At 41.5% G+C, this 19,218-nt stretch carries 17 protein-coding genes; 5 read left to right on the top strand and 12 right to left on the bottom strand.

The window, feature by feature from the left end; all coding sequences use genetic code 11:
• Nucleotides 1–64: 64 nt before the first annotated feature.
• From J3L18_RS11770 to pbpC, 3 genes are all read right to left on the bottom strand, one after another.
• On the bottom strand, nucleotides 65–1,762 hold the full coding sequence (locus J3L18_RS11770; protein WP_129568674.1) for an ABC transporter ATP-binding protein: 1,698 nt from the start codon (nucleotides 1,760–1,762) through the stop codon (nucleotides 65–67).
• Nucleotides 1,763–1,764: 2 nt separating this feature from the next.
• Nucleotides 1,765–2,472: a 3'-5' exonuclease gene (locus tag J3L18_RS11765; protein ID WP_091167756.1), complete on the bottom strand. Its 708-nt coding sequence runs from the start codon at nucleotides 2,470–2,472 to the stop codon at nucleotides 1,765–1,767.
• A gap of 99 nt (nucleotides 2,473–2,571) precedes the next feature.
• Nucleotides 2,572–4,962: a penicillin-binding protein 1C gene (pbpC, locus tag J3L18_RS11760; protein ID WP_129568673.1), complete on the bottom strand. Its 2,391-nt coding sequence runs from the start codon at nucleotides 4,960–4,962 to the stop codon at nucleotides 2,572–2,574.
• An 82-nt stretch (nucleotides 4,963–5,044) separates the two neighbouring features.
• Between pbpC and J3L18_RS11755 the strand changes: the two genes are divergently transcribed.
• Nucleotides 5,045–5,770: a glycosyltransferase family 2 protein gene (locus J3L18_RS11755; protein ID WP_129568672.1), complete on the top strand. Its 726-nt coding sequence runs from the start codon at nucleotides 5,045–5,047 to the stop codon at nucleotides 5,768–5,770.
• 226 nt (nucleotides 5,771–5,996) lie between these two features.
• Here the strand turns inward: J3L18_RS11755 and J3L18_RS11750 are convergent, their stop codons facing one another.
• Nucleotides 5,997–7,172 (bottom strand): glycosyltransferase family 2 protein, encoded by a 1,176-nt coding sequence (locus J3L18_RS11750; protein WP_129568671.1) that lies wholly within the window; start codon nucleotides 7,170–7,172, stop codon nucleotides 5,997–5,999.
• A complete protein-coding gene (locus J3L18_RS11745; protein WP_129568670.1) occupies nucleotides 7,169–8,092 on the bottom strand; it encodes a glycosyltransferase family 2 protein in 924 nt (307 codons plus the stop codon). Before J3L18_RS11745 ends, J3L18_RS11750 begins: the two co-directional genes overlap by 4 nt.
• Before the next feature lie 77 nt (nucleotides 8,093–8,169).
• Between J3L18_RS11745 and J3L18_RS11740 the strand changes: the two genes are divergently transcribed.
• The 4 genes from J3L18_RS11740 to J3L18_RS11725 are packed head-to-tail and all read left to right on the top strand — an operon-like array spanning nucleotide 8,170 to nucleotide 10,722.
• Nucleotides 8,170–8,670 carry a hypothetical protein gene (locus tag J3L18_RS11740; RefSeq protein WP_112655037.1) on the top strand — a complete coding sequence of 167 codons (501 nt, stop codon included), beginning with the start codon at nucleotides 8,170–8,172 and terminating at the stop codon, nucleotides 8,668–8,670.
• Between the two features lie 10 nt (nucleotides 8,671–8,680).
• Nucleotides 8,681–9,820, top strand: a complete 1,140-nt coding sequence (locus tag J3L18_RS11735; RefSeq protein WP_129568669.1) for a fused response regulator/phosphatase — start codon at nucleotides 8,681–8,683, stop codon at nucleotides 9,818–9,820.
• Nucleotides 9,821–10,156, top strand: a complete 336-nt coding sequence (locus J3L18_RS11730; protein ID WP_129568668.1) for an STAS domain-containing protein — start codon at nucleotides 9,821–9,823, stop codon at nucleotides 10,154–10,156. It begins immediately after the preceding gene.
• 14 nt (nucleotides 10,157–10,170) lie between these two features.
• Entirely contained in the window at nucleotides 10,171–10,722 is a 552-nt protein-coding gene (locus J3L18_RS11725) for a sensor histidine kinase (RefSeq protein WP_112655035.1), read from the top strand.
• 135 nt (nucleotides 10,723–10,857) lie between these two features.
• On the opposite strand, the gene J3L18_RS11720 is transcribed toward J3L18_RS11725, so the two are convergent.
• From J3L18_RS11720 to J3L18_RS11690, 7 genes are read right to left on the bottom strand one after another with little or no spacing between them, the layout of a single operon-like run.
• Entirely contained in the window at nucleotides 10,858–12,072 is a 1,215-nt protein-coding gene (locus tag J3L18_RS11720; RefSeq protein ID WP_129568667.1) for a glycosyltransferase family 2 protein, read from the bottom strand.
• A 51-nt stretch (nucleotides 12,073–12,123) separates the two neighbouring features.
• Complete coding sequence (locus tag J3L18_RS11715) at nucleotides 12,124–13,347, bottom strand: glycosyltransferase family protein (RefSeq protein ID WP_129568666.1); 1,224 nt, start codon at nucleotides 13,345–13,347, stop codon at nucleotides 12,124–12,126.
• A 9-nt stretch (nucleotides 13,348–13,356) separates the two neighbouring features.
• A complete protein-coding gene (locus J3L18_RS11710) occupies nucleotides 13,357–14,700 on the bottom strand; it encodes an oligosaccharide flippase family protein (protein ID WP_129568665.1) in 1,344 nt (447 codons plus the stop codon).
• A gap of 10 nt (nucleotides 14,701–14,710) precedes the next feature.
• Nucleotides 14,711–15,325 (bottom strand): acyltransferase, encoded by a 615-nt coding sequence (locus J3L18_RS11705; RefSeq protein WP_112655031.1) that lies wholly within the window; start codon nucleotides 15,323–15,325, stop codon nucleotides 14,711–14,713.
• A 4-nt stretch (nucleotides 15,326–15,329) separates the two neighbouring features.
• Nucleotides 15,330–16,841 (bottom strand): O-antigen ligase family protein, encoded by a 1,512-nt coding sequence (locus J3L18_RS11700; protein WP_129568664.1) that lies wholly within the window; start codon nucleotides 16,839–16,841, stop codon nucleotides 15,330–15,332.
• 24 nt (nucleotides 16,842–16,865) lie between these two features.
• Complete coding sequence (locus J3L18_RS11695; protein ID WP_167516160.1) at nucleotides 16,866–17,003, bottom strand: hypothetical protein; 138 nt, start codon at nucleotides 17,001–17,003, stop codon at nucleotides 16,866–16,868.
• A 47-nt stretch (nucleotides 17,004–17,050) separates the two neighbouring features.
• Nucleotides 17,051–19,216, bottom strand: a complete 2,166-nt coding sequence (locus tag J3L18_RS11690) for an exopolysaccharide transport family protein (RefSeq protein WP_129568663.1) — start codon at nucleotides 19,214–19,216, stop codon at nucleotides 17,051–17,053.
• Nucleotides 19,217–19,218 lie beyond the last annotated feature (2 nt).

Below are 19,218 nucleotides of genomic sequence, written 5' to 3'. Positions count from 1 at the left end.
ATCAAAGATACAGAATTTTGGGTACCCCATCTTGGCCCAATAGTGATGGATAAAGCAGTTTTAATCAACCCGGTATCGAAGCAATCAGCCTTTTGGTGTATTCTTCTTTTGGACGATAATAAATATCGTCGGGATAGCCGGTTTCCACTATCTCGCCTTTGTTCATCACCATCATCCGGTCGGAGATATGTTTAATCACGGCCAAATCATGCGAAATAAAGATATAGGTCAATTTAAGTTCGTCCTGAAGTTCGCGAATGAGGTTTAATACCTGGGCCTGAACCGATACATCAAGCGCGGAAACTGATTCATCGCAAATGATAAATCTAGGCTGGAGCGCCAAAGCCCGGGCAATAACAATCCGCTGCCGTTGTCCACCCGAAAACTCATGCGGATAACGGTTAAAGTGCGCGGGCAGCAGGTTAACCCGTTCAAGTAGTTCAAGCACTTTTCGTTTGCGGGTTGTATCATTGCTGTAAAACTGATGTACCTGCAATGGCTCCATAAGTGATTGGCCAACGGTAAGCTTAGGATTTAATGATGAGTATGGATCCTGAAAAATGATCTGGATATCTTTTCTGATCTGTCTCAACTCATCCTTTTTAAGCCCGCGAAGATCAGTGCCGTCAAAAGAGACCTTGCCCGATGTTGGTTCTATCAACCTTAAAATGCTTCGCCCCAAAGTGGTTTTTCCACAGCCTGATTCGCCGACGAGGCCTAAGGTTTCGCCCGGGTATACATCAAAGCTTACATTGTTCACTGCTTTTACAACATGATCTTTCCGTTTGAGAAATCCTGTATCAGTTGGAAACCAGATGTTTAATTTATCTGCCTTTAACAAAGGCTGCTGTTCATATAGTTTACGCTTCCTTTCGGCGATTTCGGTGTCCGGGTAATGATATAATTCCCTGATGCTTTCTATAGTTACTGCGGGCCTGGCCCCATCCAGAAAATCGGCCACAACAGGGAGTTTTTTCAAATGCTGCTGCGGGGAAGGACGGCAGGCCAGCAATCCTTTAGTATAAGGGTGCCGGGGATTTGCGAATAGATCTTTTACCGCGGCTTCCTCTATAATTTCGCCTTTGTACATCACCAAAACCCGGTCGGCAATCTCTTTGATCACACCCAAATCATGCGATATAAAGATCAGGCTCATATGCCTTTCAGCTTTAAGCTTGTGCAGCAGCTCAATGATTGTTTTTTGCACGGTAACGTCAAGTGCAGTGGTGGGCTCATCGGCAATCAAAATCTCCGGGTTGCAGGCCAAAGCCATCGCTATCATTACCCGTTGTTTTTGTCCGCCCGAAATCTGGTGAGGATAGCTGTTGAATATGGCTTCGGGCCGCGGTAATTGTACTTCTTTAAACAGCTCAATGGTTTTTTGTTTAGCCTCCGCTTTACTTGATCCTAAATGCAACCTGATAGCTTCCGTAAGCTGAAAGCCACAAGTAAGTACCGGGTTAAGCGAGGTCATGGGCTCCTGGAAAATCATGGCTACCTGGTTGCCGCGCACACGCCGCATTTCATCTTCCGATAATTTGCACAGGCATACACCATTTAAAAGTACAGAGCCATCTATTAGGGCCTGATCTTCATTAAGCAAACGCATCAGGGCAAGGGAGGTAACAGATTTGCCCGAGCCGGATTCGCCGACAATGCCAATGGTTTCACCTTTGTTAAGTGTAAAAGAAATTCCCTTTACCGCTGTGAACTGGTTTTTACCATTCTTAAAACTAACCGACAGATCACTGACTTTAAGCATTATTAGCCTACAATGGTTATAAATTCGTCTGCTATCAGTTCTTCGCCGCGGTAACGTCTTAATAGTTGTGCTGTAGCTATCACATCTTTTTGGCAATAAGCGCAAATGCGCTCCAACTGGTTTTCATTCCAGTATACGCGGCCTACATCGCTGCCATCTATATCGTCTTTGGAGGTTGGGATATTAAAAATTGTGGTAAGCAGGTTTAAGGAAGTGTAATGTTTGTGATCGCCAAACTTCCATAATTCCATGGTATCTAAATGGACAATCTCCCAGGGCTTTTTACCCGCTATTTGCAGCTGCGGCGGAATTGATATGCCGTTTACCAGTAAACGGCGGCAGAGGTACGGGAAGTCAAATTCCTTGCCATTATGAGCACATAAAATAAGGTTGGGCGGTTGACTGACCAACAGGTTGCAGAATTTGGTAAGCAATTCTTTTTCATCATGTGATGCAAAAGATTTTACCCTCAAGCCAATGTTTTTCCCGGCAATAAAGATCCCGGCCGAAATGCAAACTATTTTACCAAACTCGGCCCAGATGCCGGCGCGCTCATAATGAATGTCAGCAGGTTCATCTTTGCGTTGATGCCGGGTTTTTAGTTCCCATAAAACCTGCAGATTTTCGGGCAGTTGTTCGTGGGTGCTGTACTGCGGCACCGTTTCGATATCAATTACCAATAAATTATGCAGATCGTACTGTTCAAGCATCCGGTTAAAAATTATTGAGCCAATATAATGATAAAGTTAGTAGATGGTTGCTGCGGACATTTAGTTTACAGAAAAATTAAAATCGATAAGTTGTGTTTTTTATTTCTTCAATACTTCAAACGCTATGCTGATAGTATTGCCGTTGCCATCAACCAACGTAAGAATATGTTTGCCCGGAGGTGGGTTTAAAGCCACCTGGTGAAAATCTTTGGTCTCGCCAACGTACTGATCATCCAGGTGCCAAAAAATCTTCATACCTGGCTGGCGGTGTGCTGCGTTGCAAATCATGCGGCCACGGGTGCCGTCTGCTTCAAGGGGCACGTATATTTTAGCACCGTTTTTAGGGTAGATGACTTCCATTGTATTTCCATTGTCGGCCTGGATACAATCCGGGCGAAAGGGCGGGAGTACATGATATTGATAGTTCCTGGCTTTGTAATAATATTCCATAGATGGCGGCAACACAAACCAGCTTTTATTGAGGATATTATCCGGCGGCTCACAATTACCGTTTACCTGCCATTTGGCATCGGCAGATAAATGCACCAATTGATGGTAAGGACAAACAGGGGCTTTCAGGCCGCTTTTGGGTACATATTGCTCATTTGCATCCTGGCAGTATTGCCCGGCCCGGTAGCCGCTTTGTTTGCACACATTTATTTTCACCATTTCGCCCATTGGCATTTCAAACCAATCGCGCGATACGGGCAATAGCCTGAAGATTTCAAACAGGGCAGGTGCAGCTGTGTTAATGCCCGTTAAGCCCGGCCGGCCCTCGCCATCGGTATTGCCAACCCAAACGCCAACAACATATTTAGGAGTAACCCCAATTGCCCATCCATCGCGAAAGCCAAAGCTTGTACCGGTTTTCCAGGCCACCCGCTGGCTTGAGCTAAATTGCTGCCAAAGCATTTCCTCGCCCGGCCGCATCACTTCCTCCATGGCCTGGAAGGTGTAATAAATAGATGCTGCATCCAGCAGTCCGGACTTTTCAAGTTCAGGTTTGGCTGCAGGCTTCTTTTCATAAACAGGATTATGAAAATCGGCAGGGTTATACTTACCGCCGTTTTTGTTGTAATGATTAAGCACACGCGCCATATCCGCATAAGCGCCGCTTAATTCCCAAAGCGTGTTTTCACCCCCGCCCAATATTAACGACAGTCCATAGTGATCGGCAGGTTTGGTTAAAGTGGTGATGCCTGCTTTATGCAAAAAATCATAAAAGCGCTCGTATTTGTATTGCTGCAGCATTTTAACCGCCGGTACATTCAGCGAACGGGATAAGGCGCGTGATGCGGGGACAGCACCATCATAACCCAGATCGAAGTTTTCCGGATGGTAACCCGCGATCATGGTAGGTACGTCGGGCATCAGGCTATTGGGCAATATCAGTCCGTCGTGCAACATTGCCGCGTATAACAGTGGCTTCAGGGTACTTCCGGGGCTTCGCGGGGCATCTATCACATCAACATCGCTCTCCATTTGCGGGTCCTCCCGGTGGGATATGTTACCGGCATATGCAAGTGTTGCACCTGTTTCAACATCAAGTACAATGGCGGCAATATTGTTGATGTCGTTAGCCTTTAGTAAACTATGATGCTGCTCCAGGATATCATTTACCTGTTGCTGAAGCGACGACTTGATGCTGCTTGTAATGCGGGTATCTCCCTCGGGCTTAGCCTGATGATCGGCTTTAAAACGTTGCAGCAGGTGCGGAGCAAGTTGAGGAAGGGCCATCGGTCTGTCGGGCACTGGCTCTAGCCGGGCGAGGGCTGCAGTTGTACTATCAATGATACCTGCCTTATGCAATTTATCTAATAATGAATTCCGTTTGCGGAGCAGTATGGCCCTGTTCCTGCCGGGATGTACCAGGGATGGCGAGTTAGGCAAAACAGCCATAGCCGCCATTTCGCCCCAGGAAAGTTTATCAGGGCTGCGGCCAAAATATCGCCATGACGCTGCATCCAGCCCAATGACATTGGTGCCGAAGGGGGCGTTACTGGTATATAACGCTAAAATTTCGCTTTTGCTATGGGTTACTTCAAGGCGCATTGCCATGAAAATCTCTTTCAGTTTATTCCATATATTGCGTTTATGCCTGGTAGCCAGCCTGATCACCTGCATAGTAAGGGTACTACCGCCGCTGCTTACCTTTTTCGAGCTCAGGTTTTGCTTGATGGCCCGGCTAAAAGCAACAATATCAAAGCCGGGGTGGTGCTCAAAGCGTTTATCCTCAAAAGTGATAATGCACTGTTTGAATTTTTCGGGTACTGTGGGATTATAAGGAAAGCGCCATTGGCCATCATTTGCTATGGAAGCACCGAGTAACTGGCCCTGATCATCGTCAATTACGTAGGAGGTGGGGCTATTAAATAAAGGATTGGGCAAACAAAACCAAAATATCAGGGTTAAAACAAACGAAAAGAAAAGCGAGACTGTAACTTTAGGCTTTTTTAAATAACTTTTAGCTCGTTCTAGCACAAATTGCATTACTAAATATAAAAATATTAAGCCAGTTCAGGTTTATACAACTATAATTGTGGCAAAAATCTACCAGGCAATAATACAATAAATGACGATACAAAAATTATCAATTATTATTCCGGCTTACAACGAAGGTAAAACCATTCATTTAATTTTGGATAAAATTAAGGAGGTAAACCTTATCAACGATATTGAAAAAGAAGTGATCATTGTAAATGATTGCTCAAAGGATGATACAGAAGCAGCTATTTATAAATATAAACTTGCCAACCCCGAAGTTAACATTCAATACTTTAAGCACGAAGTAAACAAAGGTAAGGGAGCAGCTTTACATACAGGTATAGCAAAAGCTACAGGCGATTACCTGATCATCCAGGATGCCGACCTTGAATATGATCCGGCTGAATACAACGATCTGTTGAAGCCCGTAGTAGCGGGTTTTGCCGATGTGGTTTATGGTTCCAGGTTTATGGGAAGCAACCCTCACCGTATCCTGTTTTTTTGGCATACCATTGGCAACAGATGGCTCACTTTTGCTTCAAACATGTTTTCCAATCTTAACCTTACTGATATGGAAACATGTTATAAGCTGTTCAATACCAAAGTTATCCAATCCATAAAGCTCACTGAAAAGCGTTTTGGTTTTGAGCCCGAGGTTACCCAAAAAATCTCGAGGGTACACCGCATCAGGATCTATGAGGTAGGCATTTCCTATTATGGCCGTACTTATGAGGAAGGCAAAAAGATAGGATGGAAGGATGGGGTTAGGGCTATTTACTGCATCCTTAAATATGGATTGTTTAAATCAAAGTAAGAGTTTTTCTATAGCAGTAGCTTTCATAAACCGTATTTCTTCTTCACTGAAATTATCAGCAAGAACTTGAATGACGAAAGCCGTTTTTTAGAGTGGCCCTATCCACTTTAAATTGCACACAGTAGATGCAATGTGACGCGTCTCAATATACAAATCAACGTGTTAAACAGGTTCTAAGATGTTTAACATTCAAAAAATAGTTGTCATTAAAACTAAAATCAATGTTTTACTGCTTCCGTTGTACTTTTTCCCAAACCGCGCTTTGCTTGGTACTAAAATAGCGGATAATGCCCGCCAGCACTGCATAGTTCATAACACAAAAATAATAGGGAATGAAAAGAACTTTTATACGGAGCTGCCGCTTTTCCATTATCAGCCCAAGCAAGGCCAGCAAATAAAACAATACCTGCGCCAATAATAGCCCTTGAATAGCTGTTTCTCCAGGTTTAAGAGCCAGCACAACGTTTAAAATAAACGATAATATAAGCAGGAACGGTGTAATGGTCCATCTTAAAACCCGGTGACTGATATACTGAAACGATAAAATTGGGTAGGGGAAAGGATTGAATAATTTTTTTAGCCTTAAAATAGATTGCATTCCGCCGGCAGCTATCCTCACTTTTCGTTTTAACTCTTCCGACACATTTTCCGACGCCGTTTCGGTAGCGTATGCTTCAGGTTCATAAACAATGCGGTAGCCTTTAGCAGCTATCAGCATCGAGATCATAAAATCGTCAAGCACAGTATCCGCTTCAACAGGCTGATATAGTGAGCGGCGCACACTAAACAGTTCGCCTGCCGCACCCACAACCGAATATAGTTCCGAATCCCATTTTTTCAGGGCCGATTCATATTTCCAGTAGAACCCTTCACCAGCCGCACTGGCATCTGCGTTCTCATCAATATGTACCCGTTTTTCGCCCGCAACGGCGCCAACTGTTGCATCGCTGTAATGCCTGCAGATCTTGATCAATGCATCTTTATTTAAAAATGTATTGGCATCGGTAAATACAACCGCGTCTGTATCAACATAGTTCATGGCACGATGTACCGCGGCTATTTTGCCGGCGCGCTGTGGCTGGTGCAGCAATTGTATCTGCGGGTATCTGGCAACAATAGCGGGTGTTTTATCCGATGACCCGTCGGTTACGAAAAGCAGTTTTAGTTTTCCTTCGGGATAATTAAGCAGGAGGCTGTTGCTGATCTTTTGCTCAATAAAATATTCTTCGTTGTAAGCGGCTATCACCAAAGTACATGAAGGAAGTTCATCCAGGTTTTCCGAAGGAAGAGCTTTCCGGCCTTTAAAAGCCCTTTTGATCCTGATGATCAGGTACAGAAAAATTCCATATCCTGCAAAAGTGTAAAAAACAATAAAAAGGCTTATGGCTAAAATTATTTTCATGCTATGGTATTAATGGGGTATCCTAAATTGCTGCTGTTTTTTGAGTGGGTAAAATTCCACCATACTGCTTTAAAAAGCATCGGAATAAAGTCGTATTGTTTTTCTTTGACGTAGTTAACCAGGTTACGGGGTACCACAATCAGCAGAAAATAAAAATAAAATAATACTTTTTTAAACGTCGGGGCATTCCGGCGGATAAAAAGGATCCTGTTCCTGTTCATGAAGTATTCCTTTAGTTTGCTTTTTTTGCCTACCGAAACAGATTCTTTATGGTAAATAAGCGCATCGGTACAAACCCAGGCTTTAAAACCTGCTCTTATGATGTGTTCGCACCAGTCAACCTCTTCATAGTAAAGAAAAAAGTTTTCGCTCATCATGCCCGCCTTTTCAATAGCTTCTTTCCTGATCATCATAGCTGCTCCGTGGCAGTAGGCTGTAGGCGCAGTTATATGATCAAACTGACCTTCGTCCTTTTGCTTTAAGCCTATCACGCTATTTCGGCAGGTGTAATAGTTCATAGGCGTGTAGCCCGCATATTGTATTAATTGTTTATCACTGAAATACTTGATCTTGGGCGACAGCATTCCTACGGCGGTGTTACTATCCATTACCTCAACCAGTTTTTCAACTAAACCCGGGGTAAACTCGGTATCATTGTTCACCATAAAAATATAATCGCCGGTTGCTACCGTAAGCCCGAGGTTATTTCCACCGGCAAAACCAAGGTTAACATCTGAGCGGATAAATATTATTTCGGGGAATTTTATTCTCCAGCCTGGAACCGGATCTATCTTACTTGCATTATCAACAACAATTATTTCTATATTACTATAAGTACTTGTATTTTTAATTGATAATAACATTTCCTCGGTAACGGATGGCTGATTAAAACTTACAGTAACAACAGAAACTTTTTTCATCTAAAAGGGGTTATTATCGATATTGCTTTTTACGGCTAATATTAGTAAAAGTTAACCAATTATATCACTATATTCCTTTGAATAATAACCAACCAAATAATGATGAGTCACTGCTTACCATAAAAGCAGATGAGCTTATACAATTGCTGAAAAAGGGGAATGTTGATAAAGAACTTGTTAAAGCCATACAGCAAAAAATTAATAATGCTATTGAAAGTAATTCGAACCAGCAAAAATTTGATGCCTTTAGCGGGTTAGATCAGGAGCAAAGCCGGCTTGATATGGTAACAAACCTGGAATTTTTACTTACCCAACACCAGGTTGATAGCCGGGAATCGAAGAAATACTTGCTGCATGAAAGAATAAAGCGTATGGTTTTGGTAGCAATTGCGGTTACCATGATCATACTTGGTTTAGCCATGATCATCATGCCTGCACCGCCATATTTTGAAATGTTTACCATTTTTTATTTTTCAAAGGACGACGGTATAACTTTAATGGATGTTATATCGGTGTTAATAGTATTATCGGGTGTATATTTGTTTATAAATGCCCTACTCCGAAAAATTAACGCCTGAACTCACTAATATGCCGAAACGTCCAAAAATACTCCTGGTTGATGATAGCCCGCTGATTTTGATGGTTATAGGCCAGGCTTTGGAAAAAGAGGGTTTTATTAGCCGGAAGGCAGGTAATGTAGAGGAAGCTATGACGGTGCTTGAAAATGAGATCCCCGATTTGATTTTGTCTGATTATCAAATGCCCGGTACAGATGGTTTTGTATTCAGGCAGCATTTAATGACTGTACCTGAGTATAAAAATATCCCCTTTATGTTTTTAACATCGGTTACCGATCACGCTCACATGATAGCGGGGATCAGTCTTGATGCTATTGACTACATTGATAAGGATACACCCATTGTGGTCATTATCTCAAAGATCAATAATTTTTTGAACAGCATCCGCGAACGCCACGAACACACGATCAGGGAGCTGAGCAGCGCCGCAATAGCCTTAAATTTGTATTCCGTTCCGCAGGAAATACCCCGTATTAATGGCTTTGAAATAGATTTCTGGCATAAATCGTTTGAGAATTACCCGGGCGGAGATTTTATTGATGTGCTAACTATAAATAACAGGTATACTTTTATTATCCTGGGCGATGTGATGGGCAAAAAATGGGGAGCATGGTTTTTTTCATTCGGCTATCTGAGCTATATAAGGGCAGCTGTAAGGATATGTGTTTCGGAAGGGGACGTATCAACCAAAAGTATCATGCAAAAAATCAACTCGGTAATTTACCATGACCCGGTTGTGAGCGACGTGCTGTCGACACTTTCACTTGTCAGGATCGATCCGGAGAATGAAACGCTAAGTTATACCGGCGCGGGCGACTTGCCGCTGTTATATTTTAGCTCCAGGGAAAATAAACTTAACAGGATTAGCTCATCAGGCTTGTTGCTGGGGATTAGTAAAGAGGGCGGCTTTGATGAACATTTATTTACCATGCAGCCTGGTGATCAGTTGATCATGATAACAGATGGATTGATAGATAAAGAGACACCGGCAGGAAAGAAAACCGATCTGAACAGTTTTATTGATGAGATTGAAAAATATCTTGGTAAAACCAATTCATTTGCAACCTTAAAACATGATGGCTTTTTGAACGAAAAAGCGAGAGAACAAATTGATGACTGCAGTTTAATATTTATTCAAAAAAACAGCTAAATGATATTACAAACACATCTGCTTAATAATGCATTAATTGCGGATATCCTGCTTAAAGAGGCGAATTTGGCAAATGCTGAACAATTTAAGTCGGAACTGATGAGCCTGATCAATAAAGGAAATAAGTATGTTATTGTAAACTTTGAACAGGTAATATATGTTGACAGTTCTTTTTTGGGCGCATTGGTATCGGCTCTTAAACTGGCCATGAACAGCGGGGGAGACATTGCCGTTGTTGGCTTAAATAATGATATCAGGTCATTGTTTCAATTGGTGCGGCTTGATAAGGTGTTCAGGATCTATACAAATACACAGGAGGCTTTAACCGGGGCATAAACGAATTTACTACCTTGAAAAAATTTGTTTTTAACAATGAAACCGAAGGTATTTATCCTTTAACTGTCCAGATCATTAACTATATCCAAAACATAGCAAAAGATATAGTTGATGACGACGCAGGCTTCAGGATAAAAACCATCCTGATTGAACTGCTTACCAACTCGCTCAAGCACATGGGGGATGATGTTACCAGGATCGGGATCGATCTGAAAAATAACAAATTATATATAAGTAAACAGGATAAGGGAAGGCCGCTGCAAATTAATACCAGACAGGCATTGTTAACATGGCCGTTAACGCACAGCAAATTTACCCCAAATGAAATTGCCATCTATGGCGATGACTTCGGTACATTAAAAGGGCGGGTGAAAAACAGTAACCAATTAGAGTTTTTTACCGAAGACCTTGATGTACGGTATATTAACAAGGAAACCATTATGGGCTTAAATGAACATTATGGCCTGATGATCATTGCGCGTGCCAGCGATGCGTTTAACTACAAACATAAACCTGATACAGGCGTAAATACTTTTACCTCGATAATTGAACTTAAACAGCGTTAGGCATTTCTGCGCAATTTCTGAAGTGTTTCTTGATGGTTAGGAACAATTTTAAGTGGCCGAACTACAGCGACCGGGAGAGCAACTTTCGGCAAAGTAATTATATTATAGGGCAATTAATTATCACATTCGTTTTCGCTATTTCAAAGCTGTATCTTCATTTACCGGTTCTGCAGGAGCATTATCGTGCGGTGTATGAATAAACTTTTTGTTTGCCCCTTTTAACTTAAACAGCAGTAAAAACATGGTAAAAAATATAAGCGGCAGTTTAAGCATGGCTTCTAAAAGTTTTCTATTATAAAACGATGTTGGTATGGCAACTACGATACCAAGGTAACAAGCCACTGTTGCCCCAAGCCACAAATGCCAGTGCGGGCCTATGCCCGGAGTAAAAAAAGAGATCAATAGCATAAAAGGCATCAGGCCAAGCATTAATACGCGCGGCAGGATAGCCATCTGATAAATCTCATTCACGTAGTCAAAATTGCCGCGGAAAAATTGGGCCGGCGCGGTTGCTCCATACTTTTTAAGCAAGTTAAACTGAGCTGAAAGCCAGCGCTTACGCTGCTTTTCAAACACTGCGGGGTTACTCACTTTTTCATCGTAGATATACGCTTTTTCTGCATAAGCAACATGGATCTTATCACGGGTCAATAATAAGCCCATTTCCTTGTCAAACCCGCCCACGGCATCAATACGCGACATTACATTTACAAACAGGTTGTACTCCAAGGCCATACCCGAACCTATAATGGCTGCCGAAAAATTAAACAACTGCTGCGATTTTCTGAAAATATGATTGTTAACTTCTTCGCTTACAGCATCAAGTATTGCTACCTGTGTGTTTGAGTTTTTTGCTACCCTATGGCCCTGCACCACCCGGTGACCTGCTTGTAAATAGTTGTTGATCTGGTATAGGTAATCGGGCGCGGCAATGTTATCAATGTCAAAAACAACCGCGGCATCAAATCCAACCGCCGTGTTTTCAATGGCTTTGTTCAGCGCTTTTGATTTGGTGCTGGTTTCAAAAACCACCTCTACTACCTGCAAAGGCATCTGCTTTAATTTAACAATGGTTTCAGGTTTCATGGAGTCGGCTATCACACAAACCGTGAACATATCTTTAGGGTAATCGATAGTTAGTGCCGCCGCCGCCGAGTTTAAAATAATTTCATCTTCTTTATAAGCACAGATATAAACTATGAATTTACTGAGTGCGGTGGCTGTAGCAGGCGGTTTGATGGGGATTAATTTTCCGAGTACCGAAAATACAAACAGGTACAGGCTATATACACCAAGATATATAAACAACAAAATGGCGATTAGGGATGCTATGAATTTAATGATTTCCATGTGTTTTATTGCTAAACCCTGTTTGTATTAATTAGCAGCAGGTTTGTATTATTAAAAATTAACTTTCCGTTTATTGTTCAAATTTGTTGCAAGCAAACTTTTGATCTCTGTTATACGGTGCTCCCATGTATTTTGTGCCGCTATTTTTAATCTTTTTTGTTGTAAAAAAGGAGTGTCGTTTAACGATAAATTAAGGGCAGCAGAAAATTCATCAACATTTTTGCAGATATATACGCTGTCGCCGGTAAACTCTTCTAAATCTTCGTTAAAATCAGTGATCACTACCGGCCGGCCCGAGCCCAGGTATTCAAATAACTTAAGCGGGAAAATGGAACTGCTTACCTCATCTTTTTTGAAGGGGATAATAGCAACATCAAATCCCTTAAGCACGGCAGGCAACTGCTCATAGGGTACTGCTCCTTTTTTGAAAATATTAGGCGCATTAAAAGCGGGGTTGTTTTCATAATCTTTACCAACCGGCCCTACAAATACAAAGTTTTTATCGGGATTTTGTTCGAGTAGCTGCGTTAATAAATTATAATCAATACGCCGTTCAATATTGCCGAAATAACCGATTATTGGTTTAGGGATATCAGAAAGGATATCTGCTACAGGCAACGCCGGATCCAGCGCTTTTTGACTATGGCCGATGTCGGCTGCATTTGGTACGAAGTACGACTTAGGGTTAAGTTTTGCTTTTGCATTGCGTAACTCTTTACTGGTGCTGATCACCAGATCCATATCTCTCACCAATATATCTTCGGATATAAGGCCGTGACGAATTTGGTATTCCTCAATAAGCGGATCAACGCAATGATAAACTTTTAATAATGGTTTCAATTTCAACAACCGGTGCATGGTTGGGTAGTAAAACGCATAGGAGTTGATAAAGATGTAGTCCTTTATTTTAAGGCTCTTAATAATCTTATTGAGCCTGGCCGCTACAATTCGTTCGTTCACTTTCACGGCCAGCCGATAGACAGCTCCTTCGGGCAATGAATTGATCGACGGTACCGGAGGCGTAATAATGATCTTTAAATTAGGGATCTCTGTTTGGATAAAACTATTTTGAGGAGAAAAGAAGTGCGGTTTGCGTGCCTTATACCCGGGCGTGTTTTTAAACTGGATATAATCTTTCCAGGTATAGGGCCTGTCAACATAATACACGTAGTTATCTTTGGCCAAATGTTTGGCCATAGTATAGTTTGTTGATTCGAGGCGGCTATCAAACTGCATTTGCGAAAATATTACGATATGCCGGTTTTTAAGCTCCATATAACTTGCTTATTCAGTTAGTCGTTTTCCTTTTATTTTGCCCATCACAACACCTATAAGCTCTTTTAATTCGATGTAGCCTAAAACAAAGATGTCGGATATTTTAAACTGAAGATGTTTTTTTAATGCCCAGTAACCAAATACAGCACCGGTAGCAAAGGTAAAGATAGAAGCAACTGCTACCGCATACAAGTTGTGGAACATGAGAATTCCCGTAAAATCGCCTATTACGTTCACTGTTAGCATCAGGAACACTTTGATCATGTTAAGATGTGGTTTGTTGATGATATCAAGCGTTATACCGAAAAACCTGTCGATAGGTAACAGCATTACATAACACATAAAAATCCTGAAAATATTGCCTGCATCAGAATGCTGATATTTAGCGCCAAATAGCAGCCCGATAATAAGGTCAGCAGCAACGAAACAGATAACAGCGATAGGGGTAAGCGCTATGGTAAGCATGCCCGCATATTTTTTCATGATATAGGTGACATATTTTTGATCGCCCCGCTGTACAGCTGCCGACATTACCGGCAATGCAGTAGAAATGAAAGCCCTTAGCGGGATTTCAAAAATCTCCATAAGCCGTTGCGGAATGTAATAAACAGCCAACAGATCGGGGCTGAACATAGGCTTTACGATAAATGTATCAGAGCTTCTGAGCAGGTATGAACTTATAGATGTGCCTACACTGTATTTACCAAAATGGGCCATTTGTTTTATTGTAGCCCAGTTTTTGTGTGCTATGGTTTTTACCTTAGCCCAGCCTGTAATAATGCAAATAACGCTGCTTAACAGGTTAGCTGTAAAGTAACAATATATAGTTGTTTCAAAATTTGATTTGCCCGCAACGGCAACGCCAACCACCAGCGCCAGAAAACCTCCCTGGTTCATTAATTGCAAGGTGAACATTTTATCAAAGCGCTCTTCGGCCTGGAGCGTCCAAAGGCTCACCGCCGAGGGGAGTGTGCAGAAATAAATGAGGCTAAACCATTTAAGCGTAATAACTATATCAGCGTCTGGATTTGTGTAAATAAAATAGATCAGGAGATTTACGATGGCAAATACACAAGTGACCATAAAACCCAGGTACCAGGCGGATCCTGATATGTTTTTCATTCTCTCGGACGTGGAGCCCGAATAAAATTTAATGACCGATGTTTGCAGAAAACCCGTACGAAAGGTATCGGCCAGTGTAAATACAATCTGGAAAAACACATAGTTGCCAAAGGCGGGTTTACTTAAGCGGCGGGCCAGCAGTGATAGTATCACCATTCCCAAAACCGGCAATACGGCGTTGGTTGCCAGTGAAAGCGTGTGTTTGTTTATTAATTTTTTAAATAAACTCATGTATCATGTTTTACGCTTTCTCCCACAATTGTGTTGTGAAATTATATTGTTTTATTACTTTGGCGGGGTTGCCAACTGCTACCGAATAAGGCGGGATATCCCTCGTAACCACACTGCCAGCCCCAATAACCGAATGTTTACCAATGGTTACACCGGCGGTTACCACACAATTAGCACCTATCCAAACATTATCATCAATAGTAATTTGTTGGGTGGTTACTTTTTGATGGCGTGGCGGCATACTTACGTCCTGATAGCCATGATTAAGGCCGGATATTACAACATGCTGCGCTGTCATGCTGAAATTGCCTATTTTAACCGGGCCGATTATTACCGTACTGATGCCAACGCCTGATCCTTCCCCGATAAATACATCGCCAACGCCGTTATTGATCACAGCGAAGTCTTCTACAATACTTTTTGCGCCAAGTGAAAACTTGTTGAACGGAAAAAGGTCCATCCGTGCATTAAACCTTACTACACTGTTTTTACCCCGGTGATGGAAAAAGCGGTTAAGTATCAGCCTAACCCAAAGCCTTGGCCTCGACTGTCCGGGCGGAATAAGCATCCAGTGAACTAATTTTTTTAACCTGGGATTTGATTTTATGGATGATACAAATGACATCTGCTTAATGAATTAGTATTGCCCCTGTACTACTATTTTTTTTAAATTGTTCCTGTTCCTGGTTGTCAAGGCGCTTGCATACTACAAGGATGGATATGGCCAGGTAGAATAGGATGTTTGATGGGTATTGAACGATAGCCTGCTGCGGAAAGTTACCAATATTGAACGCGAACAAGATCAGCAACATGGCCAGGCAGTAATTTTTAAGTTCGGAATTTTTGATACTGAAGTAAAAGTTTATCCCTGTTTTAAGCACCACAAAAAACAGTGTACAAAATAGGATGAGCCCAATCCAGCCCATTTCAACGGCTACGCGCACATAACCACTGTCGGGCGGGAATTTGGCTAACATGGAGTTTGGTGAAAACTTACGGCCCCAAACGCCTACAGAACCTAAGCCGCCGCCAATAGGGTGGGAAAGGATATAAGGCTTGATCCTCTTTTGATTTTCAGCACGAACGTTGTAAGATGCGTCATCGGATGGGTTAAAAGCTGTTTGAAACCGCTTGATCAATGGGTTGGAGGTTGGCATTACTATCAAAATGCCGAGCATGCCTCCTGCCACAAGTGTGAAAAATAAAACCCGTTTGTTGAAGTTTAAAACGGCCAGCATAGAGAGTGCTCCCGGTACCAATACATAGGCGGCCCTTGTACCGGAATAAAGCATAACATATAAAAAGAAAGCGGCGATAAAGCCCAGTAATACTTTGCGTTTGACAGGTAATTTGCCCATAATGAGTACAATGCAAAGCAATGCGCCTATAACCATGTTGTATGAAAATGTAACAGGATCAGAAAAGATCGCAAATTTACGCATATGCCCGTTGATGAACAACAAACTTACACGGAGCGGATCGGAATACAGGGATCGGCGCTCGAATGGAAAAAAGCCAATGTTTTCTTGTTGAAAAGCAGAGATTCCCGCCAGTATATCCAGCAATATCCAAAGTTTTAAAAGCGTTTTTATGAACTTTACCGTGCGGATCTGGTAAACAAAAACAAAGTACATCAGCATAATGAAACCCACAGTCCGAACCGTATAAATCCAGGCCAGCCGTGACGCGGCCGCAGGGTTTACAAATTCAAACATATTGTAGGCCAGCCACACCAGTATCATGTAGCTTATAGGATTTTTAAAATAGGTCCAGTTTTGTTCAGTACGCTGTTTTATAAAAAAACCAAAGATAAGCAGATAGGTGGTTACATCCATCAACGTACCGATAGGTACTCCGCTTGGTAAAAATTCAGCAATGTAACTGATGAAAAATGCACCTGTGATAAACGCGCAAATGCCGAATTCGGGATAAACGGTAACGGCAAATACAATGGGTAAACCCATTGTCATCACAAAAACAGCACCTATGCCTATAAATCCAAGCTTATAGGTTAAAAAACTTATCACAAGTGAGGTAATAACCAAAAAAAACAGGGCAAACGGATGCGAAAACTTTTGAATCAAAAGCGCTTTCCAAAAGTTTTGCTTAATTTCAGTATTACCTGTTGGTTCATTGCGCATGAATTAGTAACTCTTTTTGTAAATTTACAGGAACAAGATCTTCACAGCCCACACAAATACACTGATAAATGCAAATACTATAGCCGCTTTGCGTGTTTTTTTTTGAAGCGGACTTAAATCTTCAAATGGATCCTTTTTGGGTTTGGGAGGGTCAATTCTCATTTTAAGTAACATTAAGTATATGAACCAGGGTTGCGTACTTCGTTCAATTAAGGGTGTTTTTCTTTTTTCTGATCGTATTCGGTTTTATTGAGTACCCAGCCGGCAAACTTGTTTTCAAGCCCTTTCAAATAGGTTATGTGCTGTTTCTGAATATTATTTATTTTCCTGTTGGCTTCAAATACAGCTATTGTTTTATTTGCAAATAATAACCATTCTTTGGATTTATTAAGCGCGGTAAGCGGGGTAGTATCAATGATTACTATATCGTATTTAGTCCGCAGCTCGTCAAATTTGCTCTTAACAAAGGCTTCGCTGCCAATTTCAAGCAGGGTTACGTCACCTCCGCGGTTGCCTAAAACAGTAGTGTTTGAGCTGCTGAGTTCGGATTTGCCAAATTGGCTGTTTTTAAAATAATCTTCAAGGTATACTTGCGGCTGAGCGGTATTACTTATCGTGGCGTTATTGAAGTTACCGTCAATTAACAGCACTCTTTTATTGATCATGGAGTAAGAGTATGCCAGGCTTATCGCCAGCAGTGTTTTACCTTCGCCAGGCTCAATGCTTGTTATGGCTAAAATTTTTTCACCTTTTAATTCCTGGTCAATTTCAAACCGTATAGAGCGCAACAACTCTTTAAAGGTCTTCATTTTTTCACGGTGCTCCACATCCCACAGTTTGCGCAAATCGAGATTTTCACCGCTGATCTTGTTCAGATAGCCTAATAACGGTAGCTGGGTTTTATTAACCAGTTCGGTAGGGCTTTTAATGGTATCATCGATGTAAAATAATACGAACAGCCAGAAGAGACAGGCAAATAAACTGCCCATGCCGCTTAATATAATAAGCAGCATTTTTTTTGAAGGCTGGGCTACATCAGGCTGGGCCATTTCAATCTGGACCAGTTTTATTGAAATGCTTGAACGCAGGTTAGTTTCATTGTATTTGTTCAATACATCCAGGTATTCTTTACCTGCAATATCAATATCAAAATAAAGGGTTTTTACTTTCGCATCAAACGGAACCAGGCGGGAGAATTTAGCATTAAGATTTGTGAGCTCATCATTTATTGATTTAACGCTGTATTTAGCCAGATCGCGGGAAATCTCAAGACCAAGCTTTTGTTTAACCTGATCCTCTTTGCTCACAAGCGGATTGGTAATGTATTTATCAGATGTTAAATTGATCTGATTTGAGAGCTGTTGCTGTAACGAATCAAGAGATTCTTTATACTTATTATTAAACCCGCTGCGTACATACTGATCTTCCAGTATATGCAATTGGTCCTGAGTGGAAATGATAGCCTGGTTGTATTTGTTGGTTATCGATTCAACATATTTCCTTTCATCGGGTGAGAACTTTTGGACGATAGCATCAATGGCGCCCTGATTGGATATTACATCCTTTTCAGCCTGCAATTTTCTGTCATTGTAAGTCATGATCTGGCTAAAAATCGCTTTGGACTGCTCATCCAGGTTCAATACACCGTTTTGAATTTTATACTGCTGTAATTCGCTGGTTTTTTCACTCAGCGCTTTACGTTTGGTATCTAACAGATTTGATAAAAAATTTACTGCATTTGATTCATTTTGCTTTACGCTTTGGGTATAATAGTCGATAAACTGTTTGCATAATGTATTCACTACAAACGCCGAAAGCTGGGGGTTTTCTGAATTAAAACTTACAGAAATAAAATCACTGCTTTCTTCACGGTAAATTAGCAGGTCTTTTACTATGTTACGCTCATCGTATTTCATTGACCTGAGCAACCCAATAAGTGAGTTCTCGGTTTTATCATAAACAGATAACGGTTGGAGGGTGGCAAATTTCTTTTTAAAAATCGCTAATACGTTATCCTTTTCATAAGGCCGCAATTCAAGTAATTCCTTACTTTGTTTACGAAAGGGATAGGGATCGCTCAGGTCGTGGATCATGAGCGAATAAGAAACCTGGTCAATAAGTTTCTTTAGCTTCATGATCGCCATGAGGTTACTGAATTCGCGGTAAACCTGTTGCTCTTGTACGTTCGTCGTAGGATCCTGATCAAGAAGATGGCTGGAGGCGTCAACTATGCCGGTGGCTATTTCCGCGTGCGACTGGTAATTATCAGGTAAGTTTTTTACCAGGAAAAAAGAAGTGATTACTGCTACAAGCGGTATTATTATCAGTACAGTTCTGTATTTCTTTAGCAGATTGAAAAAATTGCCTATCTCCATCT

The sequence above is a fragment of the Mucilaginibacter gossypii genome (assembly GCF_017569325.2).
Taxonomy (GTDB): domain Bacteria; phylum Bacteroidota; class Bacteroidia; order Sphingobacteriales; family Sphingobacteriaceae; genus Mucilaginibacter; species Mucilaginibacter gossypii.
The sequence above is the reverse complement of the archived record's forward strand: the minus strand, read 5'-3'. Positions and strand labels throughout refer to the sequence as shown.